General features: G+C 38.1%; 20 protein-coding genes, 1 other RNA gene and 1 pseudogene. 4 read left to right on the top strand and 18 right to left on the bottom strand.

Annotated features, from left to right (window positions below; all coding sequences use genetic code 11):
- Window positions 1-170: 170 nt before the first annotated feature.
- From ACFPQ3_RS09600 to ACFPQ3_RS09545, 12 genes are all read right to left on the bottom strand, one after another.
- Window positions 171-806, bottom strand: coding sequence for a response regulator transcription factor (locus ACFPQ3_RS09600; RefSeq protein WP_156807001.1), 636 nt, complete (start codon window positions 804-806; stop codon window positions 171-173).
- The gene (locus ACFPQ3_RS09595) at window positions 796-1,803 is read right to left on the bottom strand and encodes an envelope stress sensor histidine kinase LiaS (protein ID WP_156807000.1); all 1,008 of its coding nucleotides are present in this window, start codon (window positions 1,801-1,803) and stop codon (window positions 796-798) included. The genes ACFPQ3_RS09600 and ACFPQ3_RS09595 overlap by 11 nt, the downstream gene beginning before the upstream one ends.
- The gene (liaF, locus tag ACFPQ3_RS09590) at window positions 1,800-2,498 is read right to left on the bottom strand and encodes a cell wall-active antibiotics response protein LiaF (protein ID WP_156806999.1); all 699 of its coding nucleotides are present in this window, start codon (window positions 2,496-2,498) and stop codon (window positions 1,800-1,802) included. Before liaF ends, ACFPQ3_RS09595 begins: the two co-directional genes overlap by 4 nt.
- Window positions 2,499-3,405: 907 nt before the next feature.
- The gene (gene pknB / locus ACFPQ3_RS09585; RefSeq protein ID WP_156806998.1) at window positions 3,406-5,301 is read right to left on the bottom strand and encodes a Stk1 family PASTA domain-containing Ser/Thr kinase; all 1,896 of its coding nucleotides are present in this window, start codon (window positions 5,299-5,301) and stop codon (window positions 3,406-3,408) included.
- Window positions 5,298-6,038: a Stp1/IreP family PP2C-type Ser/Thr phosphatase gene (locus ACFPQ3_RS09580; protein ID WP_156806997.1), complete on the bottom strand. Its 741-nt coding sequence runs from the start codon at window positions 6,036-6,038 to the stop codon at window positions 5,298-5,300. Before ACFPQ3_RS09580 ends, pknB begins: the two co-directional genes overlap by 4 nt.
- 42 nt (window positions 6,039-6,080) lie before the next feature.
- Entirely contained in the window at window positions 6,081-7,403 is a 1,323-nt protein-coding gene (gene rsmB / locus ACFPQ3_RS09575; protein ID WP_156806996.1) for a 16S rRNA (cytosine(967)-C(5))-methyltransferase RsmB, read from the bottom strand.
- Window positions 7,393-8,328, bottom strand: coding sequence for a methionyl-tRNA formyltransferase (gene fmt / locus ACFPQ3_RS09570; RefSeq protein WP_380434424.1), 936 nt, complete (start codon window positions 8,326-8,328; stop codon window positions 7,393-7,395). Before fmt ends, rsmB begins: the two co-directional genes overlap by 11 nt.
- Window positions 8,329-8,365: 37 nt before the next feature.
- Entirely contained in the window at window positions 8,366-9,037 is a 672-nt protein-coding gene (locus ACFPQ3_RS09565) for a YdcF family protein (RefSeq protein WP_156806994.1), read from the bottom strand.
- Between the two features lie 24 nt (window positions 9,038-9,061).
- Entirely contained in the window at window positions 9,062-11,446 is a 2,385-nt protein-coding gene (locus tag ACFPQ3_RS09560) for a primosomal protein N' (protein ID WP_156806993.1), read from the bottom strand.
- Between the two features lie 263 nt (window positions 11,447-11,709).
- The gene (gene rpoZ, locus ACFPQ3_RS09555) at window positions 11,710-12,027 is read right to left on the bottom strand and encodes a DNA-directed RNA polymerase subunit omega (RefSeq protein ID WP_121835789.1); all 318 of its coding nucleotides are present in this window, start codon (window positions 12,025-12,027) and stop codon (window positions 11,710-11,712) included.
- A 16-nt stretch (window positions 12,028-12,043) separates the two neighbouring features.
- A complete protein-coding gene (gene gmk, locus ACFPQ3_RS09550) occupies window positions 12,044-12,658 on the bottom strand; it encodes a guanylate kinase (RefSeq protein ID WP_156806992.1) in 615 nt (204 codons plus the stop codon).
- A gap of 152 nt (window positions 12,659-12,810) precedes the next feature.
- Entirely contained in the window at window positions 12,811-14,418 is a 1,608-nt protein-coding gene (locus tag ACFPQ3_RS09545; protein WP_156806991.1) for a ribonuclease Y, read from the bottom strand.
- 130 nt (window positions 14,419-14,548) lie between these two features.
- Between ACFPQ3_RS09545 and ACFPQ3_RS09540 the strand changes: the two genes are divergently transcribed.
- On the top strand, window positions 14,549-15,031 hold the full coding sequence (locus ACFPQ3_RS09540; protein WP_156806990.1) for an S-ribosylhomocysteine lyase: 483 nt from the start codon (window positions 14,549-14,551) through the stop codon (window positions 15,029-15,031).
- 751 nt (window positions 15,032-15,782) lie between these two features.
- On the opposite strand, the gene ACFPQ3_RS09535 is transcribed toward ACFPQ3_RS09540, so the two are convergent.
- From ACFPQ3_RS09535 to ACFPQ3_RS09515, 5 genes are all read right to left on the bottom strand, one after another.
- Window positions 15,783-17,204, bottom strand: coding sequence for a cell division site-positioning protein MapZ family protein (locus tag ACFPQ3_RS09535; protein ID WP_156806989.1), 1,422 nt, complete (start codon window positions 17,202-17,204; stop codon window positions 15,783-15,785).
- Between the two features lie 12 nt (window positions 17,205-17,216).
- Window positions 17,217-18,371 (bottom strand): THUMP domain-containing class I SAM-dependent RNA methyltransferase, encoded by a 1,155-nt coding sequence (locus ACFPQ3_RS09530; protein WP_156806988.1) that lies wholly within the window; start codon window positions 18,369-18,371, stop codon window positions 17,217-17,219.
- A 506-nt stretch (window positions 18,372-18,877) separates the two neighbouring features.
- An RNA gene (gene rnpB, locus ACFPQ3_RS09525) (RNase P RNA component class B) lies at window positions 18,878-19,245 on the bottom strand.
- Window positions 19,246-19,462: 217 nt separating this feature from the next.
- A complete protein-coding gene (locus tag ACFPQ3_RS09520; RefSeq protein WP_156806987.1) occupies window positions 19,463-19,864 on the bottom strand; it encodes a DivIVA domain-containing protein in 402 nt (133 codons plus the stop codon).
- Between the two features lie 89 nt (window positions 19,865-19,953).
- Window positions 19,954-20,478, bottom strand: a complete 525-nt coding sequence (locus ACFPQ3_RS09515) for an SLOG family protein (RefSeq protein ID WP_156806986.1) — start codon at window positions 20,476-20,478, stop codon at window positions 19,954-19,956.
- Window positions 20,479-20,546: 68 nt separating this feature from the next.
- Here ACFPQ3_RS09515 and recU point away from each other — a divergent pair, with 68 nt between their 5' ends.
- Both recU and pbp1a read left to right on the top strand, forming a co-directional pair.
- A complete protein-coding gene (gene recU, locus ACFPQ3_RS09510) occupies window positions 20,547-21,149 on the top strand; it encodes a Holliday junction resolvase RecU (protein ID WP_156806985.1) in 603 nt (200 codons plus the stop codon).
- Between the two features lie 55 nt (window positions 21,150-21,204).
- A complete protein-coding gene (pbp1a, locus tag ACFPQ3_RS09505) occupies window positions 21,205-23,322 on the top strand; it encodes a penicillin-binding protein PBP1A (protein ID WP_232323252.1) in 2,118 nt (705 codons plus the stop codon).
- Here the strand turns inward: pbp1a and ACFPQ3_RS09500 are convergent.
- Window positions 23,269-23,502: pseudogene (locus tag ACFPQ3_RS09500) on the bottom strand (hypothetical protein). The gene pbp1a and the pseudogene ACFPQ3_RS09500 overlap by 54 nt on opposite strands.
- On the opposite strand from ACFPQ3_RS09500, the gene ACFPQ3_RS11850 reads away from it, so the two are divergent.
- Window positions 23,469-23,642 (top strand): transposase (locus ACFPQ3_RS11850; RefSeq protein WP_465269638.1); only part of this gene is annotated, 174 nt, incomplete at its 3' end. The pseudogene ACFPQ3_RS09500 and the gene ACFPQ3_RS11850 sit on opposite strands and share 34 nt — an antisense overlap.

Below are 23,642 nucleotides of genomic sequence, written 5' to 3'. Positions count from 1 at the left end.
ATTTCACTGGAAATAGAGAACGAAACAGCAGACATTATTTCAAAACATCGACTTCTACCTCACTCTAAAAACGATTGAAGCTCAAAAAGCGTTCAATGATGATTTATTAACTTGCTATACCGACAAACATAGAAGGTTAAGTATCTTCTCTCAATCTGACTACTTATCCATCAGTCAACATCCTTAACCAATTTATGCTTGAATGCATAAACAACTGCTTGAGTACGGTCAGCGACATCAAGCTTAGAAAGGATATTTGAAACATGGGTTTTTACTGTTTTTAAGGAAATAAACAATTCATCTGCAATGGTTTGATTATCGTAACCTTTAGCTAAAAGGGCTAAAATATCACGTTCACGCGCTGTTAATTCATCATGAAGGTGAGGCTCATCTCTATAATCCTTAAATTTTTGATTCACTTCTGTCTCAATAGCAAGTTGTCCATTAGCAACTTTCCTAATCGAGTTTAGTATTTCTGCTGCATTCGAAGTTTTTAACATATACCCCTTAGCACCGGCTTCAATTACAGGATATATTTTTTCATTATCTAGATAGGAGGTCAACACTAAGATTTTTGCCTCTGGCCAATCTTTTAACAGTTTTAAAGTAGCCTCTACACCATCCAGTTCAGGCATAACCAAATCCATAACCACTACATCAGGTTTTAAGTCTAAGGCCATTTCTATTCCCGCTCTGCCATTTCCCGCTTCACCCACTACTTCCACATCTGATTGTAAATTAAGAAAACTTTTAAGCCCTAAACGTACCATTTCATGATCGTCAACCAATATTACCTTAATTGCCATCTTCTTCTCCTTCCATCAACGGCACTCGAATATCTAAAGAGGTGCCCTGACCTTTACTTGAGAGGAGTTTCATCGTTCCCGCTAAATCCTCCACTCGGTCTTCAATATTTTTTAAGCCATAGCTGAGCTCTCGATTTGCATCTAGATCAAACCCCTGACCATCGTCTATCATTTTAAGTTCTACATCGCTGTCGCCTTGAATCAAATAAACTTCTAAATGATCAGCCCTAGCATGTTTTAATGTATTACTGATAAATTCTTGAGCAATACGGAACAGATTTTCTTCGATTGATTTCGGAATTTCAACAACTTCTGCCCTATAATTTACTGTAATATTTGCTTTATCAGTCAGTTCTCGTAAAATCATGCGTAGCCCCTCTGATAGGGTCTTTCCTTCCAACTCTGTTGGTCTCAGATGAAGTAATAGAATCCTCAAATCATTTTGAGCATCATTCACAATCCCTTCAACCGTTTTCAATTGCTCTTGCAACTGTTTTGTGGTTAAATCTGGTGCAGAATGCGCTAATCCAGACAGCATCATGCTAGAAGCAAAAAGTTCCTGACTGACTGTATCGTGAAGATCTCTAGCAATCCGACGTCTTTCTTGCTTCACAATATCTTCACTATTTTCGATATAAGCATTTTCTGTTTTCTGCAAATTAGTTGTCAAATGCCTCATCTTGTTAGATAGACGCAAAAGATTTCGACCTAATTCTGTTTCTCCTATTTCTCGAATCGGTTTATTTTCTAAGATTGTTCGTAATTGATAATTTGTTTGGCGTGTACTATATTCATCCAATAAAAACCATCCCAAAACCAAAAGGACCATTAATGTTACCGCTAGAGAAAGCAGAGTAAATCCTAGTCTAAGAATCAGACTCACGTCCGAAGTCAGCAGCTTAAAACTTAATCCTAAGCTATCAAATAACACAAAGCTAACCGTTCCTAAAATCAGTAAATCAAACAGAAAAAGCATCACAATCGTTTGTTTTTTCATCCTCGTATTACCTCTACGTTTCCTGCCAAAACACTAATAACCAATTTAACACACTTTTCAGACTGACTATAACCTTCTTCTTCTAGTGTAATCGTCTCATTTCGTAAATCATATTCAGGATAGCCAAAAAAAGTGATACTTCCATAAATACAAGAAGCATTTAGTCGGACAGAAACATCAATTGGTACAATAATTTGAGTGGGACCATAAATCTTACGAATCAAAATATGATTCGCCTTACCTTGTACAATAACTTCCGTTAAATCAATCGTATCATTTCCTGTGAGACGAATAATATTGATATCATCAAAAGCATAGCTCGTCCGCTTAAGGGGTTCATGTTCTCCAATCCATTGATTTGCTGAGGAGGCCACTGTTAATTCCTTTTCTTCAAACTGAATTAAAGCCCTACGATTTTTTTGTTTCACTTGAGAGAAATGATTAATCAGCACATAGACAACACCAAATAGGATAGCAACAATTACATACGGATTTAACATAAAAACCAAAAAGAGGAGCCAAAAACTAGCTGTCAAAAGAAAATTATTTCGACTTCCTAAATTATAGAATCTCAGTAACAACAAAGTAACCACTAAAAGCAAAAGAAAAGCTGAAATATCTCTAGACAAGATGGTCATAATTGCCATTGCTAACAGAACACTTTCAACAATTAAGAAAATATGAATTTTTTTCATGTTAGACACGACTCCTTAACATTCAGTCAGTATTATCATTTGATTTCATTTTTAGGATACATCATCTCCAAAAGTGACCTAACCGTATACTCCCTATCATACACTAAAGGTCTCTGCACCACCTTGCATCTCCCGTTTTCTAATATTAAAATAAATTCGTCCTTACTCTTTTTCTCGTCGTCATAATAAAAAGATTTAGAAAGTGTTTACGGTCGAAAATAAAAGGAAAGAAGTTCATCGCATGGGTGGATATATGATTGAATGTTATAGCCATTTAGTTTTGCACCTTTTAGATAAATTATCTCAGTTACCATTCATTTCCCATCAATGTCTAGTTGTTTCACAATGTGTTATTCCAAATTTTCTACAATCGTTATGACGGCGAAGTTCCCACAACTAATGTATTTCGTAGTAGTAAAACGAGTAAGACAGTAGTCTTGATTTCAAAGTGTTGACTTCCCTTTACTTTTTGTTTTCTAAGAAAGAATAGGACGCCATAGAAGATTTTGATGGGATTAGGGCAAAAATATCTTAACTTTCTCTTTTTGATAGTAATAGGAAATTGATGCAGTGGTTGATTGGAAGTCTGCAACTGGACACTCCTGCATTGTTAGCAACCATCCTATGCGATTGTGACAAGGTCTACCTTTGGACCCTCCGCACTTTTTAATAAGGAAACAAAAAAGTAATTTTTGCATTTGGTTCAGTATTAATAGCGATATAATCCGATTATATTGTTCATTTTAACAAATTTACTTATAAAATTCTTAAATAAAACCCAAAAACACCTTACCCTCCCAAAAAATCTCAATCAGTCTTCGCAACAAGCCTTCAAAAAGTATCCAATTACAGTAAGGCAAAATTAGCAAAGCATCTTTTGATTTTTTAAGAGAATAAGGTAGAGTTTTTATTGACCACCAACACTTGTTTCAGGTTCGCTAACGGTGGTGCTTTCTGATATGCTTGATGTCGCACTATGAGGACTTGTTGCCACAGTCGTTTCTGTGCTTGTCGTAGAAGTAGAATCTTCTTGTAAGTATAGCACCAGATCATCCTTTCCTTTTACAGAAATCGCATTTCCGTAATAAGGTTCTTGACCAACGACAACACTGCCACGACTTGGTTTTTTGACCTCAATATAACCATTTTCAGTATGCATATAAAATTTGATACGTGATTCTGAAATTCCTAAGGCCGTTAAAATAGCAAGGGCTTGACTAGAAGTTAGATGGTTACCAGAATCATCAGTCGTAACATTTGGCATAATCACATCATCTTTGATAGCCACTTTGAAAATAATTTTTGTTGATTGACCTATCTTATAAGTCACTCCTGCTTTTGGCGTTTGAGAAATGATTGTCCCTGTTTCGACCTCCGTCTCTTCAACATTTTCATAACTGATATTTTCTTCCGCAACATGATAAGTTGCCATCAACTCAGCTTTGGCATGTTCATAAGTCTGGCCTTCGTAATCTGGCATTTCAAAACTTCCATAGCCAGATGAAACATAAAGATTAACACTATTCCCTTTTTTACGACTTGAACCTGCTGTAGGATTTGTTTTAATAACCTTACCCGCTTCAACAGAATCACTCTCTATTTCGTAAACTTCTCCTAACTTTAATCCAACCTCTTCAAGAGTAGTTTTCGCTTGCTCTTGTGTCATACCAACTATATCCGGAACAGCCACTGATGCAGGATTAGAAAGGGCTAAGTAACCAAAGAAAATACTAAATAAAATTAAAATACTTAAAAATATTTTTAAAAGTGTCGCAATTGGACGACGCTTTTTCTTGACTGTTTTTTGTAAAACAACCTCTTGTTCTACTGGAGGAGACGGTTGAACAGTTGCTGCCTCAGTCGTTGTTTTTAAAAGTTTATCACGCGATGTTTTAGAAGTGTTCGTATCTACCTTAGGAAGACTGGTCTTAACCATAGAAACGTTGTCAAATGTTAAACGACGTTCTCTAGCTCTTCCTGAATCAAGTGACGAGGAAAGATCTCTAATCATTTGATACGTTGACACATAACGATCCGTTAATTTTTTAGCTGTCGCGCGCAGAACAACATTCTCTAATGCCTGCGGAACTTTAGGATTTTCAGTAATTATCGAAGGCAATGGCTTTTGAAAATGTTGTAAGGCAATTGTGACAGCCGAATCACCATCATAAGGAATATGGCCAGTTAACATTTCAAAAAGCATAATCCCCATAGCGTAAATGTCACTTTGGATAGTGGCTTTGGAACCACGCGCTTGTTCTGGGGATAAATAATGTACTGAACCAAGCATCGAATTTGTCTGTGTTAAGCTAGTCTCAGCAAAGGCTACTGCAATTCCAAAATCTGTCACCTTAGCTCTACCGCTTTTCGTCAAAAGCACATTCTGAGGCTTTAAATCGCGGTGAATGATCCCTTTTTGGTGCGCAAGAGTCATCGCCGATAAAACTTGTCTCATAATGTGAATAACCTCATCATTCGACAAAGGTCCATGGTCATGAATATATTTCTTCAAATCTGAACCATCAACATATTCCATTACTAGGAATTGTTGACCATCTTCTTCTCCAATATCACGAATAGCAACAATATTGGGATGAGAGAGTTCTGCCATGGCACGGGCTTCTCGTTGAAAACGAGCTACAGCTACTTGGTCTGTCTGATAATTGGTACGAAGCACCTTAATTGCTACTTCTTCATTGTCCAATATAAGATCGTTTGCCAAGTATACATCTGCCATACCGCCACGACCAATGGATTTGAGAATACGATATCGACCAGCAAAAAGTCTGCCAATCTGAATCATTTAACATCCTCACTTTCGAGTACGACTAAAGCTACGGTGATATTATCAAGCCCTCCTTCAAAATTCGCTTGCTCAATCAAAGCCTCTGCCTTAACATCAAGACTCGTTTCTTCCGAAAGGATTTCAACAATCATTTGATTTGACACTAAATTCGTCAGCCCATCACTGTTAATAAGAAGATAATCTCCTTCTTCCAAAAGCTGTACCGCTACATCAATCTCAAGTGGGGCAGCCTGACCAACTGATTGCGTGATGATATTCTTTTGTGGATGGACAGCAGCTTCTTCTTCTGTCAATTGTCCAGCCTTTACCAAAGCATTAACCAAAGAATGATCACTCGTCAACAACTCATATTCACCATTTCTAATCAATCCTACACGAGAATCTCCAACATGGGCAAAGATAGCAACGTTATCAAGTAAAGCAACGGCTTCAATGGTTGTTCCCATACCCTTATAATCTTCTGTTTGACCTAATTCATAAATTTTTTGGTTTTCAGCTTCAATAGCTTCAAACATCCAATCACGAATATGGCTAAGTTCTGTAAAATCTGTATTAACCCAAGAGCGACCTAAATCCGTTACCGCCATTTCACTGGCAATATTTCCTGCACGGTGGCCTCCCATGCCGTCTGCAAGGACAATCAGTGTAATATCGTTTTTATTTGTATATTTATTGATAAAATCCTGGTTATTGGAACGTTTTAAACCAATATCCGTTTGTAATGCAATTTTCATAGTTGTATCCGCTGAACAGCGTCAGCTTTCCCTCCTAAAACACTAATCAACTCGACGGAATTTTGCAATAAAGAATCCGTCAGTCCAATATTGTTCTGGTGTGATGGCTAGACAGCCATCTACCACAATATCCTTCTGTGTATGTTCTAATGGTACCTGCTCAAAATTGGGATGTTTAGCTAAGAAAGCTTTCACTACCTCTTGATTTTCTTCTGCAATAATCGTGCAAGTACTATACACCATTATACCACCTTTACGCAAGGTTTGACAAACACTTGACAGGATTTCCAATTGGGTCCTTTGCAGGCTTTCAAAATCTTGTAGTTCTTTATTGTATTTAATATCTGGTTTACGACGAATGAGACCAATTCCTGAGCACGGAGCATCTACTAAAATTTTGTCAAAGCTGTCTGATGTAAAGGTTTGATGAACTTGACTGGCATCTAATTTTTGTGTGTTAATCTTATCCGAAACTCCAAGTCGCTCAGCATTTTCTCTAATCAATTCTAATTTGTGGTCATATAAATCCAAGGCTATTACGGTACCCGTTTTTAGATAACTAGCCATGTGAACCGTTTTGCCACCAGGCGCTGCACAGGCATCCAAAATCACATCACCTTCTTGAATGTCCAAGACTGAAGCAACTAATTGACTGGTTTCATCTTGAATAGTAATAGCACCTGATTTAAACCACTCACTTACAGCAAAATTACCACTAGCTTTTGTTAAACCGACAGGTGATAATACCGATAACTGCGCCCCGGTGTCTGCTGCGATGACCTTAAGTTGAGACGGTTCTGTCACTCGAACACTGGCTTTATTTCTGATAAAAAGGCTCTCAAAAATAGATATAGCGCGGTCTTCACCATATTGTTCGATTAATTTTTTGACCAACCAAATCGGTAATGAATACTGAATCGCATAGCGTTTGTTCACACGCTTAATCGTACGGGGGTCTGGCAATGGCTCGCTACTTAATTTGCGTAACACCGCATTTACCAACTTCTCAGAACCTTTATTATTTCCCCTGTTTTTGGCAATAGCTACCGCATCATTGACCACCGCATGGGCTGGAATTTTATCAAGGTAGACCAACTGATACAGGCTAAGCATCAGTAGATCATACACCCAGCTCTGCAATTTGTCCCGATCTGCAATCACATGTGACAGATACCACTCTAAAGTCTTTTTTCTGGCAACAGTCCCATAAACAATCTCTGTCACCAATGCCTTATCTTTATCCGATAGATGCGACTGAGTTAAGTGCTTATTCAATGCTAAGTTAGAATAGGCCCCTTCACGAAAAACATCTTCTAAAACGATAAGGGCTTTCCCACGCGCAGTTTTTTTCCAATTATTCGCCAAATTGATCACCCACTTCAAGGGTACGGCCAACCCCGTTTAGAAAATCGATAATCTCCATTTTCGGTTTTCCAGCTGGCTGAACTACTCTTAAAGAAATCGCCCCATTACCCGTCGCAACGACTAAGGTTTTCTTGTTTTTTTCAAGAATTTGCCCTGGTGCACCTTCGCCTTCTACCACTTCTGTGTCATACACCTTGAACCGTTGTCCTGCCAAATAAGTATGTGCTACTGGCCATGGGCACATCCCACGTACCTGATTGAAAACGTCACGCGCTGACTTTGTCCAGTCAATCTGTTCTTGTTTTGGAGTGATGTTTGGTGAGAAGGTTGCTTGACTGTGGTCTTGCGGCTCCGGCTTAATCTCCCCAGCAATGTAGCCCGGAAGAGTCTCTAAAAGAAGATTTCGACCAACAACTGCTAATTTCTCAAACATAGTCCCAACGTTGTCCTCATCAAGAATCGGAGTGCTTGCTTTAGAAACCATATCACCAGCATCCATTTCCTTGACCATTTCCATAATGGTTACTCCAGCTTCTTTCTCACCGTTGATAATGGCATAATGTATCGGCGCACCACCACGATATTTTGGCAACAATGAGGCGTGTACATTGACCGCAAAGCCCACACTGTCTAACAGCTTAGTTAGTAAAAATTGTCCAAAGGCCGCAGTTACAATGCCGTCCGCACCTAGAGCCATCAGCTCTGCCATTTCTTCAGACCCCGATAATTTTTCAGGCTGGTAAATCTTGAGGTTGTGTGCCAATGCAACTTCTTTCACTGGTGTCATTTTAATTTCTTTTTTACGTCCAACTGCACGATCAGGCTGTGTCACAACAGCCAAAATGTCATAGCGCCCATCTGCTAAAAGTCCTTTGAGAACGGTAGCTGAAAAGTCAGGTGTTCCCATAAATAGTAATTTTGTCATGTGATATTCCTTTCACTGCTCTTAATTTAAGTCTATCTTAACATGATTTGTCTAAGATAGGAAAAGTAATGGCTTCATTCTCTAAAGGTAGGATATCTCCTTTTTCACCATAGTATTTAATTCGTAAGTATTCTCCCCATACCCTTGAACGCCCTATCTCCGTCTCCATCCAATTGTAGCGACTGATTGGAGTTTCCTTATACGCTGCATCAAAGGTATAGGGAATGTATTCAATCTCATTAGGGATGTTCCTAACCAAGGTTCGCCACTGACGTCCGGTGGCGTGACTTTTACAGATAAACATGACACGATCAACCGTAGAAAAATCAAAAACCTCTTTGGCACAAGTCACATTTTCCAAGGTATTGGTCGATTTTTTCTCTGCAACAATACAATCTTTAGGAATACCGGCTTCAAGAAGAAAAGCCATAATAACATCTGCTTCCGTCTGTCCTTCAAAATGCCAATCAGGATGCGGCGTGCCCGTCAAACTACGTCCACCGGTTACAAGAATCTTATCAACATAACCTTTTTGATAGGCTTCAATAGCTTTCTCCCAATGACCAGGGTGAGTTCCTGAAAAGATAAAAAGAACATCACATTTTTGGGGTGAAACTTCCTCACAAAAGGTTACTTGTGTTAAAAAATCAATTTCTTCCTGTGTCAATTGACTAGGGACATCAGGTGTCTTAGATATCATTGGCTTCATTACAGTCCTTTCATTGCTAACATCTTACATCATATTCTGTGGTTCATGGTCAATGGCTATTCTCAAATCTTTATTATCTGGTTCTTGTGTCCATTCCAAAATATCATTAAGAACAGCTTCAAGATTATCCTCAAAGCGATATTTGATAATGATTTGATAATGGTATAAATTATGCGTTCTGGCGATTGGCTTAGGCGTCGGTCCTAAAATTTTGACTTTTTCTGATAAATAGCTGCGCAACTTTTCCATGACTTGATAGCTCTTATTGACAAGTAAGGTTTCATCTCTGTGAGATAAGGTCAAACCAACTGTGTAATAATAGGGGGGGTAGGATAGCTGTCTGCGAATGTCCATTTCATAGTTATAGAAACCCTCATAATCTTGATTTTTTGCAAATTGAATCGCGTAATGGTTAGGATTATAGGTTTGAATAACAACTTCACCAGCTTTCTCAGCACGTCCAGCTCTCCCTGCAACCTGTGTCAATAACTGAAATGTTCTCTCAGCAGCACGAAAATCTGGCAAGTTAAGAGAAGTGTCAGCATTGAGAACCCCAACTAAAGTAACATTTGGAAAATCTAGCCCTTTCGCAATCATTTGAGTCCCAAGTAAGATATCTGCTCCGCCATTACCAAAAGTCTCTAAAATCTTTTCATGAGCACCTTTTTGCCGAGTCGTATCAACATCCATTCGAATAATCCTGGCGTCAGGCAAGAGCGCCTCAAGTTCATCGTAAGCTTTCTGCGTTCCAGTACCATAGTAACGAATACTCCGACTTTGACAATCTGGACAGACGTTAGGAATAGCTGCTTGATGCCCACAATAATGACAGTTCATTGTCCGTGTATCCATATGAAGTGTCAAGGAAATATCGCAATTAGGACATTCATCAACGTAGCCACAATCTCTGCACATCACAAATGAAGAATACCCCCTGCGATTGAGCATTAGTACCACTTGCTCTTTTTTGGCAAGACGATCACGAATGTTATCAAGTAAAACTGGCGTAAAATTACTAGCCTCCTGCTGACCAATGACATCCTTAAAATCAACAACCTGAACAGTTGGTATAGTTGCCAAAGGATTGGCCCGTTGCGTTAACCGTAAAAATTCATAGACACCCTTACTAGCACGAGCACGACTTTCAATCGTTGGTGTCGCTGACCCTAAAACAAGTACAGCTTCATGATACTTAGCACGAAGGAGAGCAACATCACGAGCATGATAGCGTGGATTTGACTCTTGCTTATAAGTTGCCTCATGCTCTTCATCAATGATAATAGCCCCAATATTTTCTAATGGAGCAAAAATAGCAGAGCGAGCGCCTACGACTACCTTTGCTTGCCCCGACTTGATTTTACGCCACTCATCAAATTTCTCACCATCCGAAAGCCCCGAGTGCATAATAGCCACTTGATTACCAAAACGTGAAATGAAACGGTGGGTCATTTGGGGAGTTAATGAAATTTCTGGGACAAGCACAATAGCTGTTTTCCCTAATTTTAATACCTTATCAATAATGTGAAGGTAAACTTCTGTCTTACCCGAACCTGTAATTCCTTGTAACAAAAAGGGCTTGCTCTCTTGCCCAATTTTTTCCGTTACACTATCTACAACGTTTTGTTGTTGAGCGTTTAGCGTCAAAAAATCAGTTTCTTCAACACGACCAAAATAGTCATCTGAACGATTTTGTTCGACTTTATAAGTTTCCAGAAAACCATGCTCGATGAAATATTTAACAACAGGTGATGAAAAGCATTTATTCAGCTCCGCTATTTTTCCATCTTGAGAATTTTCTAGAAGATACTGCTGCAATTCTAAGCGTTTCTTAGCACGATTTCCTAAATCTACTTCTGATAAACGCTGTTTATTAACATTATAAAAGGTTTCTGTCTTAATCGTTTTACGATCTTTAGCCAGATAATCTACCTGGATCTGACCGCTTCGTGCTAAGCGAGTTACCTTGTTTTCTAATGTTTTATCCAAATCATTAGCAGAAAGGCTGAACTGTGAACCAAAAATCACCTGCCGATCATCCTCTGACAAAGTCTCTCTAGGTATCAGTAACTTCTCATATTGACTATTTAAAAGACTTGGTAACATCGCTTTTAGAAGAGAAATCTTATAAGAAAAAACCGTATGTCGCATCTTATCAGCCAACTCAATCTGTTCCTTATTGAGTACAGGTTCAAAGTCTAAAACCTCTGCAACAGATTTTAATGCCGTATCTGTCTCATCCAAAAAATCAACGACAAATCCTTGCAACAGTCGATTTCCATTGCCAAAGGGAACATGCACCCTAGAACCTACAGAAATAACGTCTCTCAGGTGCTTCGGAATGTCATAAGAAAAAGGTTTATCAGTTTGCATCAACGGCATATCAACAATGACCTGAGCAATTTTCTTCATAGATTTCCTTTCTAAAAACTATTTTACATTTTCTAAATATAACACTCATATGATTATTTAGAGTTTATTTATAGTGATTCAAATTCAAAAATTACTTTTTGTATTTTTCTTAAAAAGTGAAGACATTCCAAACTCTGGAAGACCTTTGAAGGTAGGAAATAAAACTGACAAAATCAGCGGCAAAACCTCCTACGAAGTTCCATTTCTTTTTGACAAGCCCTGTTCTACACCCTGTATAAAGGAAAAATCCAAGATAGACTACCTTAGATTTTTTCTCCTTCTTCTTCTTTTTCTTTAGCAATTTGCTCTTTGATTTTACGTTCTTCTTCTTCTTTGGCTAAACGCTCTGCTTCGATACGAGCAAGGACCTGAGCGCGTTTTGCTTCTGGATCTGGGTGAATCGTCACATTTCCTGACTCAATTTCTTCCAAAGCACGCAAAGTATTTTTTACGGACTTAAATCCTTGAGTAGGATTTGCGCCAGCTTCTAACTCATGTGCACGCTTTGCCTGTAAAATACAAAGTGAGTATTTTGAAGGAACCTTGTCCAATAATTTGTCAATTGACGGTTTTAACATCATAACAGTAATCTCTTTTCTAAATATCTTTAATCATATCGTTGTATCTTCCGATAACACGTTCAACACGGTAATGCTCAGCCTCAATCAGGCGCTTAACACGCTCAGCTGCTAATGGCACTTCATCATTCACGACAGCATAATCGTATTCACGCATGAGCACAATCTCTTCTTTAGCACGGGCGATACGCTGAGCAATCACTTCATCACTATCCGTCCCACGACCAACCAAACGATCTCTTAACTCCTCTAAATCAGGTGGGGTCAAGAAGATAAAAACACCGTCTGGAACCTTCTTTTTAACCTGAAGAGCACCTTGAACCTCAATCTCAAGAAAAACATCAATTCCCTTATCCAGAGTTTCATTGACATAAGTTAGCGGTGTCCCGTAGTAGTTCCCTACATACTCGGCATATTCTAACATCTGACCGTTTTTAATCAACTCTTCAAATTCTTCTCTAGTTCGGAAAAAATAATCTTTCCCCTCAACCTCACCAGGTCGTTTAGGACGTGTCGTCATCGACACCGAGTATTCAAATTTATGGTCTGGCGTAGAGAAAATCTCCTCACGTACAGTCCCTTTACCAACTCCTGACGGTCCTGAAAAGACAATCAATAAGCCACGTTCAGACATTATAAAAATCCCTCTCCTAAGATGACAGATGCCCATTGACTCACACATCTGTTACAAAAATATTCATATTATTTCTCTCTATTTTAGCAAAATAGCAGAGCTTTTTCAAGGAGAGAAGCAGATAAAAAACAAAAAGCCTCTCGGCTTCTTATCTATTTGGCATAGTCAACTGCACGCAGTTCACGGATAACCGTGACCTTGATATTTCCTGGATAGTTAAGATTATCCTCAATCTTTTGACGGACCTTATGAGCCATAATCGTAACTTGATCATCCTTGATTTTCTTAGGTTGTACCATAATACGAATTTCACGTCCTGCTTGAAGTGCATAGGCTTGTTGAACACCATCAAACCCAGTCGCAATTTCTTCCAAGTCACGTAGGCGCTTAATGTAATTTTCCATTGATTCGTTACGTGCACCTGGACGAGCTGAACTGAGAGCATCCGCGGCTGCTACAATCACAGCAATAACTGATTCTGGTTCTACATCACCATGATGGCTAGCAATTGTATTGATAACTACTGGGTGCTCCTTGTATTTACGAGCAAACTCTGTTCCAATCTCAACATGGCTTCCATCAACTTCACGGTCAATTGCTTTCCCCATATCATGCAAGAAACCTGCACGACGAGCTAAAGCAACATTCTCTCCAAGTTCACCTGCTAAAATACCCGCTAATTTACCAACTTCAACGGAGTGGCGCAAGACATTTTGCCCATAAGATGTACGGAACTGTAAGCGTCCCATAATCTTAATCAAATCTGGATGTAGGTTTGGAGCACCAATTTCATAAGCCGCTGCCTCACCATACTCACGGATACGATTATCAAGCTCATTACGATGTTTCTCAACCAACTCTTCAATACGAGCTGGATGAATACGCCCATCTGCAATAAGAGCCTCAAGTGTTAAACGAGCAATTTCACGTCTAATTGGATCAAATCCTGATAAGGTTACCACTTCTGGTGTATCATCGATAATGATATCTACTCCGGTTAAACTTTCTAGGGTGCGAATATTACGCCCTTCACGACCAATAATACGTCCTTTCATCCCATCGTCTGGTAAATGAACTGTCGTAACAGTTTGCTCCGTCACGTATTCTCCAGCAATACGTTGCATCGCCTGTGCTAACAACTCTTTGGCTGTCTTAGTAGATCGGTCTTTAACTTCTTGCTCTGCAGCTTTAATTCGAGTTGCGATATCATGAGACAAGTTATTTTCTATCTCGGTTAAGATAACCTCACGTGCTTCAGCAATAGTCATATTGCCTACGCGTTCAAGTTCGGCATATTTCTTAGCTTCGAGTTCTGCTAATTGCTCCTCACGCTCATCGATATTTCTAGATTTATCTGTTAGACTTTGCTCTTTAGATTCGAGCTGTTTCTCCTTGCTGACCAAACTTTCATCTTTGCGATCAAGCGAAGAAGCACGCTCACTTAGACGTGTCTCCATTTGTTTCAATTCTTGACGCTCAGATTTAAATTCTTGCTCAATTTCGTGACGATACTTTCTAGCCTCTTCTTTTGCCTCCAGCAAAGCTTCTTTTTTATGCGCTTTGCTTTCAAGCTCTGCCGCCTTACGAATATGCTCAGCTTCTGCTTCAGCCTGTCCACGTAAAGTAACAGCATCTTGCTCTGCGTTAAGAAGAGTTAGCTCAGCAGTTTCTCTGGCTGATTTCATCTTAGCCGAAATTACTGCATAGCCAATCATTAAACCGATGAGGATAGAAACAATTGCTAATATAACATTTAACATTCATTCTCCTCTTTTCTATAGTTTTTTTCAATCAAAACTATCTCTAAGTTTATCATAAAATAAAACGTTTCACAATCTAAAAATGAATTTTATGGTATGATAGAAGAAAATATTTTTAAGGAGAAATTTTATGACAAAAAAAGTTATCGTGGAAAGTTTTGAACTTGATCACACTATCGTAAAAGCACCTTATGTCCGCCTTATCTCGGAGGAAAAAGGTCCTGCTGGAGATGTGATTACCAATTTCGACATTCGTTTAGTCCAGCCAAACACCAATTCAATCGAAACTGCTGGACTCCACACCATTGAGCACTTACTTGCCAAGCTCATCCGAGAACGCATTGATGGTATGATTGACTGCTCTCCATTTGGTTGCCGCACTGGATTTCACCTAATTATGTGGGGACAAGTTGACACAACTACTATCGCCAAAGTACTAAAATCTAGCTTAGAAGAAATCGCAACTGTTACTAGCTGGGAAGATGTTCCTGGAACTACTATCGAATCTTGTGGTAATTATAAAGATCATAGCCTTTTTGCCGCGAAAGAATGGGCTAAGTTAATTCTCTCTCAGGGGATTTCAGATGATGCTTTTGTAAGAAAAGTTGTCTAATTTTAAAGTTGCTCTTCCAAAAGCACATACATAAAAGAAAAAATTTTTATTTTTCAGTAAAAACAATCACCTGACGGACAACATCCAACAGCGCAAATTTCCTATCGTATTGGAGATTATGAGTGATTTCTATATCGAGTTAATTAGCTATAAACGCTTTCTTTTTCTTGCCTTCTATAGCAGTTCAAGAAAGAAATCAGTGTTTTGAAATTTCGATATTTTGGACAACTTAAATAGCTGAAAAAGTCACTCTGCGTATCCCTTCTTTTGAAAAATAATCATTCTAAAAAGCATAGAAATAGCGTTTTAAATAACGTCATTCTATGCTTTTTACTGTAACTTTAGAGTTTTCCATACTTCTCCAAATCAAATCCGAGTAAACTACCTATCTATGCAACATTAACTTTTACGGATAACCTTGCAATGATGTAAAATCAAAAGAACAAAGAGGGCGTCAGCTAACGATTCTGTTTGAAGAGGGACAAGTTAGGTATTCTAACCGCTTAAATTTTTATAGCATTAACAGCTTGATTTCTATTCTTAGGAACCAGAATTCAAGGAAAAATTCAGATTTCAAAGTCATGACTCTTGCATTATTATCCCTTGACTAATACACGTTACGTAGTAGTCGGTACAGGAAGCTGAGTTTTCCTAATTTCTTCCACCCCATTACTCTGTGACTTTACCACGAAGAATTGTAACGGTATCGTCCCTACCTAATTTACTAATAGAACTTCGTTTTAGCTTCACTCTAGTAATCTAATGCGTCTGCATTCCCCTTAGCATTTCCAACAAAATAGCCGGTTTTACAATTGATTGAGAAAAGGTAAGTTCCATCCGGTTTAAACATATTATAATAACCGTTGCCATTAATAATGTTTACTTTTTCTAAGATGTAATTATTCCCTACAATGTGACCACGTTCTTGTGCAGTTGCTACAATTTTTTCAAGAATACCTTCATTAAAAGTCCAAGCAGGATTATCTTTATCAGCAATCACATCAAAATTATAAGGTACACGACTTAACTGACGTTGAAGTGTATTGACATCATAATTAGTTATCCCATAAATACTTGTTGCAGATACCGGTTGAGTCGGAGCGGCTACTGATTGAGACGGCACTGGTTGAGATGGCTCTACAACGATCGGCTCACTATCTCTCGCAGGAGCATTAGCAGCCACACTATTTTCAGGATTAGTCGTTTTTGTACGTGCCTCTGCCACAACTGATTGCAAGAGAGTATCTAAATGAGCATTGCCTGTATTTAAAACCGTTGCTGACAGATCATTTAGGGTAGCATCAGATTTTAAAGAACTCGCTACTTTTTCACCGTCAACAATAGCAGGACTATCAAACTTATCATTGACAGCTTGCACAGCTTTAATAGATTTGTTTAATCGTTCAAACTTACTCTTAGCATCGTCATAATAAGTCGTTCCTTCTAAAGCTTTCAGTAAGCGTTCAAGTTCCGACACTTTTCCGAATTCGCTATTTTTTAGTTTAGACTGTGCTTCATCTTTAAAGAATGTCGCATACTGCTTATTAAAAGCCTCAAGTTTTTTATTAGTCTGCTCAGAAGCATCTGTCGTTGTTTCAGTCGTTACTTTAGTCTGCGTGACCTTTTCTGATGCCTCTTTTGATTGATTTCCTTGAAGCATGCCATAGCCTATTGCTACCACTCCAAGAATCAAAGCTATAGCGGTTCCTAACCATAGACTTTTTTTCTTGTAAAAAAGCTGAGCTGGTTCAATTCCCCCTAAGCCAGTCTTATGGTCTTCTTCTGATTGATCCCTCTCCACCATATCAAATGGTTCAATGGTAGAAACAGGCTTAGCATCTGGGGTTTCCACCGCAACTTTAATCAATTCTTTGGAAGACATTTGACTTTCTTGATTGAAATCATCTGAATGCGATAAGTTTTTACGCTGCTCAGCAATAAATTCATCAATCTTTTCACGACTTAATTCTGATAGTTCACGTGTGTTCTCAAACTTCTTAGAAGCTACTTCTTCACGATTTTGCTTAATATATTTATCTAAAATATTATCATTTTCAGTAATACCCGCTTTGAGTTCAGCTTCTTTACGAACCGCCTCTTCAATAGTCATATTTTTAGCTTGTTCAAAATTGAGTTTTTCTTGTTGATATTCTTGCGTGTATTTCTTTGACATGTTATCCCCTTTCTAAACCTGCTGGCGTTTAACTCTTTCTCCATAATATTGATAAAGATCAACTTTCAGTGTTCCGTTATACAATTTACGTTTTTTATCAGCTAAACTACCATATTTCTTTTCAAACCGTTCATCACTGGTTAAAATAAATTTACTCCATGTTTTAAGCGGTGCAAATGTTTCACCCATATCATGATAAAGAGCCGTTATTCCTTCATCATCCAATAGACGTTCTCCATACGGAGGATTAGAAATAATAACACCATTTATTTTCTCTGTTCGAAAATCTTGTAGGCGCATTTGCTTAAAGGTAATAACACCTGAAAGCCCAGCTTCCTCGGCATTTCTCTTAGCAATTTCAACCATTCGAGCATCAATATCGCATCCCATGATATCCAACTCTACATCATAGTTTGCTTTACTTTCAGCTTCATCACGCACGCTTTGTACCAAATGACGATCCATCCAAGGCCAAGCTTCAAATGAAAAAGTGCGATTAAAGCCAGGAGCAATATTCATCCCAATCATAGCAGCCTCAATACAGAAAGTCCCCGAACCACAAGTTGGATCCACTAATGGTTTATCTGGAAACCAATTCGTTAACTGAAGAATAGCAGCGGCCATATTTTCCTTGATAGGAGCACCACCTTTTTCAGTACGGTAACCACGCTTAAAAAGACTTGTTCCTGTTGTATCAATTAAAATGGTTGCTATATCTTTAAGAATTGACACCTCAATTTTAAATTCAGGACCATTCTCCATCAACGGAACTCCTTCTGGACGATGAAAATATTTTTGTAATTTTTTCACAACAGCTTTTTTTGTAATCGATTGAACAGAAGGTTCGTTATGAAGCTTAGATTTAACGCATTTCGCCTTTGAAATCGGGAAAGCAGCACCCAAAGGAAGATAATTTTCCCAATCCAGAGCAAAAACGCCTTGGAATAATTCTTCAAAAGTTCTTGCTGGAAAACTTCCGACCACAATTTTTATGCGATCTGCCGCTCGTAACCAAAGATTGGTTTCAACGATTGTCTGAGCATCTCCTGTAAAGCGGACTTTACCGTTTTCAACCTGACAATCAATCCCTAAATTTCTGATTTCTCGACCAACTACCGCTTCCAAACCAGCAGCTACTGTAGCAATTAAATTAAATTGTTTTTTCATTTTATTCCTTATTCTTATATTCTTAGCCTTATTATAGCACAAGTCACACTTTAGAAGATTACATTACTTTTACGGTTCCTCTAGAGCTTCACAAGAAAAGAAGAGAGTGGAGTTGAAATCATCATTTCGAAGAAGATAATTTCTTTCACTCTCTTAGTTCTAAGTTTAGATGAGACACTATGCTGAACAACAACTTCCTCCTCCATTCAAGACACAAAATCTTAAACGGCTCAAGACTCAAGGAAGTTCATAAAATTGATACTAATCTCCCCCAAAAAATCACAGAAACTTTTTATTTCTAATCTGAAACTTGCTTAAAAGTAGCTAAAACATTTCAGAGACTTTTAGTATTAGAAAACAGGTATCACACCGTTTGTTATAGTCATTTATTATAATGGCCACTAAAGCCAATATGACAAGAACTGCCTTCCACCATCACACTGAATTCTTTAACTGAAAAATAGGAGGCTGGAATATTTTCACTGCCTCCTACCCTATATGCAATTTTCTATAAGCCATGTTTTGTTCCAGAAGTGACTAGGTACCACTTCTTTCGATAATCATCTGTCTACTGTTTCCAGTCAAAATAGTCCGTTCATTTCCGGCTATCTCGTGCCCCTACCAAAGTTTGGGTTGCTAGCTTGAGGGGTTTACCGCGTTCCATTTTTTACGTTTCCATAAAAACTACGTCACTGTGGCACTTTCAGAAGTACTGAGGCATATCCAAAGACTTAGCCCTTTCCCCCGCCGTAACACCAATAGGCGTCCCTAGGCTTATTGTTTCGCCTAGCACAAACACTACGAGCATCTCAGCTCGTGCTAGCATGGACTTTCCTCATGAAAAAACCTGTTCTTCATGCGATTATCCGAAAATTACACTTCATTTTTGTTTATTTAAATTAGCAGTTGATTTTGGTTAGATAACTTGAAATCGTCAACAAAAAGTATGCATCTGCGACATTTCATGACTGGACTTTAGGTTCTTTCCAATCTACTTTCTAAGTCCCAGATTGCCACCATAATCAAGGAAAGTAAACAACAATAACATTTCTCACTAAAAAGAACCTGTTTTATCCCTAAAACAAAACTCTTTACTCAACAATTTGCTTACCAAAAACTTCTTTTTCTAATCGACTAATTCGTTTAAGAATATCAAAATTAGTCACTGATGCTGATAACCGTGCTAAATCATTTGGTTGATTAGGCGAGCTAGCAAATGAAGGGATTCCTGATTGAACACGTTCTGATTCAAGCGGTGCTGTAAAAATCTGAGTCTCAGGAGCAACAGAACCTGCATCACTCATTTCATTTTTGAATTGTTCACGCAGTCTCGCGTTCTCCTGACGAAGAAGTTCTAGTTGGGCTTCATAGGTCTCATAATCTTTGATGATTTCATCTAAAAATTCATCAATTTCATCCTTATCATATCCACGAAGAACAACCTTAAATTCACGTTCAAAAATATCTTTAGGACTTAACATAATTTTTGCCATATCACACACTCCATACATCGCTATTGGCTAATCAAAGCATTATCAATTCTATATTACCTAAAAGTTGAGTAAAAATCAAGTTTTTACACTCAATCACATAAATCTGTTGCAAAGTCATTCAGTTCCTCTATTGTAAGTCGTTTTAACTCATACTGTTCTCTTTCCGTCATCAAATGATAAAGATATTTCAAAGACGTCTCGTGTTCACTATCATAAAAGAGATAAGCCCCTTGGGTATTATCCAATAAAAATTGATTATACTGTCTAAATTGTCCAGGATTATCATAACGCACAAATGCATATTTGACATAGTCAACTGCCTTAAAAAGTGCTAGTTTTTCCTGATTATTTTCATTCCAATTTTCTCCGTGATTTTCAAAAGTAAAAATGGTAGCTAGAGAAAAACCATAATCATGCTTCAACTCATTTGCCACTTCTAACACCCAGTACTCGAAACCTAGATTGCCAGTAAAAATCAACCAATCAACACCATTTTCAGCTAATCTGATTAGATCTCTTCTGATAATTTTTTTAATCACCTCAACACGCTCATCCTTATCTTGAAAAATTCCTAATTCTGTATTTTTGTACCCTGTTATTAAAAATGCGGTCATTATTTGTCATCCTTTTTCAAATTATGATATAATTAATGGGATATAAGTGAAGAAATTAAGGAAGGTTCATGGTTAATTATCCCAATAAAATTAAGGGAAGTGTGCACTCGTCCTCGCACAATAGACCCAATCATAAAACGATTGATTTTGCCAATCGTGGCATGAGTTTTGAAACAGCTATTAACACAACGAACGACTATTACTTGTCTCGTCACATGGCAGTTATCCACAAAAAACCTACTCCAATTCAAATTGTTAAGGTTGATTATCCCAGACGAAGTCGAGCAAAAATTGTTGAAGCTTACTTTAGGCAAGCTTCAACAACAGACTACTCGGGTGTCTATAAAGGTTATTACATTGACTTTGAAGCTAAAGAAACTCGTCAAAAAACAGCAATGCCAATGAAAAATTTTCATTCACATCAAATTGAACATATGGCTAATGTTCTACGACAAGGTGGTATTTGCTTTGTACTCCTTCACTTTTCTAGTCTCAAAGAGACTTACCTTCTTCCTGCGAAACCACTGATCGATTTTTACCAGATTGATCAAGGCACTAAATCGATGCCTCTTGATTATATCAAAAAAAATGGTTTCGCTATAGAAACAGGTGCCTTCCCTCAGGTGCCTTTCCTAGATATCATAGATAAATATATTTTAGGCGGTGATTAACATCAAAAACGCAAGAAACAGAACAAAATCCTCTAAAACAAATCAATCTGTCCTTTTGAAAAAAATCTTAGGATATTTTTCGATTACTATATTAAGCATTATTATCTTAGCTGTTATAGCAGGTGGCAGTATTTTTGCTTTTTATGCTAGCCAAGCTCCAGAACTTTCTCAAGAAAAATTACAAGCGACTAGTTCCAGCTTGATTTATGATAAAGATCAAAATCTTATTGCAGATTTAGGAACTGAAAAAAGAGAATTAGTCACTTCTGATAGCATTCCTATTGGTTTAGTTAATGCCGTTGTTTCCATTGAAGATCACCGTTTTTTCCAGCATCGTGGAATTGATATTTATCGTATTTTGGGTTCCATCTGGCATAATCTGACTAACGATACAACACAAGGCGGTTCGACACTTGATCAACAGTTAATCAAGTTAGCATATTTCTCAACCGCAGAATCTGATCGTACTATCAAACGGAAACTTCAGGAAATTTGGTTAGCACTCCAACTAGAACGCCAATTTACAAAAGAAGAGATTTTAACTTTTTACATTAACAAAGTTTACATGGGAAATGGAAACTACGGCATGCGTACCGCATCAAAATCTTACTTTGGTAAAGATTTAACTGAATTATCCATTCCTCAATTAGCTCTACTTGCCGGTATTCCTCAAGCTCCGAGTCAGTACGATCCCTATACGCAACCTGAATTAGCAACCAAACGCCGTGATACGGTGCTCTCTCAAATGTATCGTCACAAATACATTTCTAAGGAAGAATATAATACAGCCCTATCAACTCCTATCACTGATGGTTTACAAACATTAAAACCTGCTACAAGTTTTCCAAAATATTTTGATAATTATTTAACAGAAGTTATTTCTGAAGTCCACGAAAAAACAGGTCTTGATATTTTTAGCGCCGGACTTAAGGTTTACACTAACGTTGATAGTGCAGCACAAGAGCACTTACATGATATTTACAACACGGACACTTATGTAGCATATCCTGACGAAGAATTCCAAGTTGCTTCTACCGTGATGGATGTTACAAATGGTCACGTTATCGCCCAACTTGGTGTTCGAAATCAGCAAGAAGACATCACATTTGGTACCAATCAAGCTGTATTGACTGATCGTGACTGGGGTTCTACCATGAAACCAATCACCGATTTTGCACCTGCCCTTGAAAATGAAGTTTATACTTCAACGGCACAAAACCTAAACGACTCCATTTATTATTGGCCGAATACAAAAACTCAAATTTATAACTGGGATAGACAATATTATGGCTGGATGACAATGCAGACCGCTATCATGCAATCTCGTAATATTCCTGCTGTACGAGCTTTGGAAGCAACTGGACTCAAAAAAGCAAGTGACTTCTTAGCCGGTTTAGGGATTACATATCCCGAGTTATACTATTCCAATGCCATTTCTAGCTCCACATCAAGTAATGATCAACAATATGGAGCAAGCAGCGAAAAAATGGCTGCTGCATATGCCGCCTTTGCCAACGGAGGTATCTACTATGAGCCACAATATGTTAACAAAATAGTTTTCAGCGATGGTTCAAATAAAACTTACGAAGCTAAAAGTAATCGTGCAATGAAAGAGACAACAGCCTATATGATGACTGACATGCTCAAAACAGTCCTCTACTACGGTACAGGAACTCGTGCACAAATCTACGGGCTCAATCAAGCTGGAAAAACAGGAACCTCTAACTATACTGACGAGGAACTTGCTACTATTAATGAAACCTTAGGTTTAAATAACTGGAATGTCGGACTGATGGCTCCAGACGAAAACTTTGTCGGTTACACTCCTCAATACTCTATGGCTGTTTGGACAGGTTACAAAAACCGTCTGACACCAGTCTACGGTTCAGGACTAGATATTGCTACTGATGTTTATCGTGAGATGATGACTTATTTAACTGGCGGTTACAACGAAGACTGGACAATGCCGGATGGTCTTTATCGTAGTGGTAATTATCTCTACCTCAGCAATGCGACTCAAAATTATAATTACTATTATGAAACAACCACCGCTTCTAGCACTACTAGTTCAACTGAGCAATCAGAAAACACTTCAAATCCTGAATCAAGTCTTCAAGAGTCAACTTCTCAAATTCAAAACCACTTCGAAGCTACTACGGAAAATGGAAATTAAACATCGCCAATAATAAAGAGTCTGGGACAATAATCCCTTGGCTCCAAAAAAAGCAACGGATTTCCCGTTGCTTTTTTGCATGGTTGCGATAGTCTTGATAAAATAGAATTGCTCAATAAACCATTTAGAAAGGCTATCTCATACATATTCACTATAATACAAATCAAACGACTTTATCACTAGAAATAAGTTTTTTCTTGCCACAAGACCATATTGTCTTTACCATTGAAAAAGTGGTGAATGCCTTGGAAGATAGTCACTTCCACGCTTTCTATCATGACTTTGGTCGCCCTTCTTATCACCCTAAAATCTTCTGGCTA

The sequence above is a fragment of the Streptococcus caledonicus genome, from assembly GCF_042656225.1.
Taxonomy (GTDB): Bacteria; Bacillota; Bacilli; order Lactobacillales; family Streptococcaceae; genus Streptococcus; species Streptococcus caledonicus.
Note: the sequence above shows the minus strand (reverse complement) of the source record. Positions and strands in the feature narration are given on the sequence as shown.

Coding starts and splice junctions, on each gene's coding strand:
- ACFPQ3_RS09600 (WP_156807001.1), bottom strand. CDS start 806: ATGGCAATTAAGGTAATATTGGTTGACGATCATGAAATGGTACGTTTA.
- ACFPQ3_RS09595 (WP_156807000.1), bottom strand. CDS start 1,803: ATGAAAAAACAAACGATTGTGATGCTTTTTCTGTTTGATTTACTGATT.
- liaF (WP_156806999.1), bottom strand. CDS start 2,498: ATGAAAAAAATTCATATTTTCTTAATTGTTGAAAGTGTTCTGTTAGCA.
- pknB (WP_156806998.1), bottom strand. CDS start 5,301: ATGATTCAGATTGGCAGACTTTTTGCTGGTCGATATCGTATTCTCAAA.
- ACFPQ3_RS09580 (WP_156806997.1), bottom strand. CDS start 6,038: ATGAAAATTGCATTACAAACGGATATTGGTTTAAAACGTTCCAATAAC.
- fmt (WP_380434424.1), bottom strand. CDS start 8,328: ATGACAAAATTACTATTTATGGGAACACCTGACTTTTCAGCTACCGTT.
- ACFPQ3_RS09565 (WP_156806994.1), bottom strand. CDS start 9,037: ATGAAGCCAATGATATCTAAGACACCTGATGTCCCTAGTCAATTGACA.
- ACFPQ3_RS09560 (WP_156806993.1), bottom strand. CDS start 11,446: ATGAAGAAAATTGCTCAGGTCATTGTTGATATGCCGTTGATGCAAACT.
- rpoZ (WP_121835789.1), bottom strand. CDS start 12,027: ATGATGTTAAAACCGTCAATTGACAAATTATTGGACAAGGTTCCTTCA.
- gmk (WP_156806992.1), bottom strand. CDS start 12,658: ATGTCTGAACGTGGCTTATTGATTGTCTTTTCAGGACCGTCAGGAGTT.
- ACFPQ3_RS09545 (WP_156806991.1), bottom strand. CDS start 14,418: ATGTTAAATGTTATATTAGCAATTGTTTCTATCCTCATCGGTTTAATG.
- ACFPQ3_RS09540 (WP_156806990.1), top strand. CDS start 14,549: ATGACAAAAAAAGTTATCGTGGAAAGTTTTGAACTTGATCACACTATC.
- ACFPQ3_RS09535 (WP_156806989.1), bottom strand. CDS start 17,204: ATGTCAAAGAAATACACGCAAGAATATCAACAAGAAAAACTCAATTTT.
- ACFPQ3_RS09530 (WP_156806988.1), bottom strand. CDS start 18,371: ATGAAAAAACAATTTAATTTAATTGCTACAGTAGCTGCTGGTTTGGAA.
- ACFPQ3_RS09520 (WP_156806987.1), bottom strand. CDS start 19,864: ATGGCAAAAATTATGTTAAGTCCTAAAGATATTTTTGAACGTGAATTT.
- ACFPQ3_RS09515 (WP_156806986.1), bottom strand. CDS start 20,478: ATGACCGCATTTTTAATAACAGGGTACAAAAATACAGAATTAGGAATT.
- recU (WP_156806985.1), top strand. CDS start 20,547: ATGGTTAATTATCCCAATAAAATTAAGGGAAGTGTGCACTCGTCCTCG.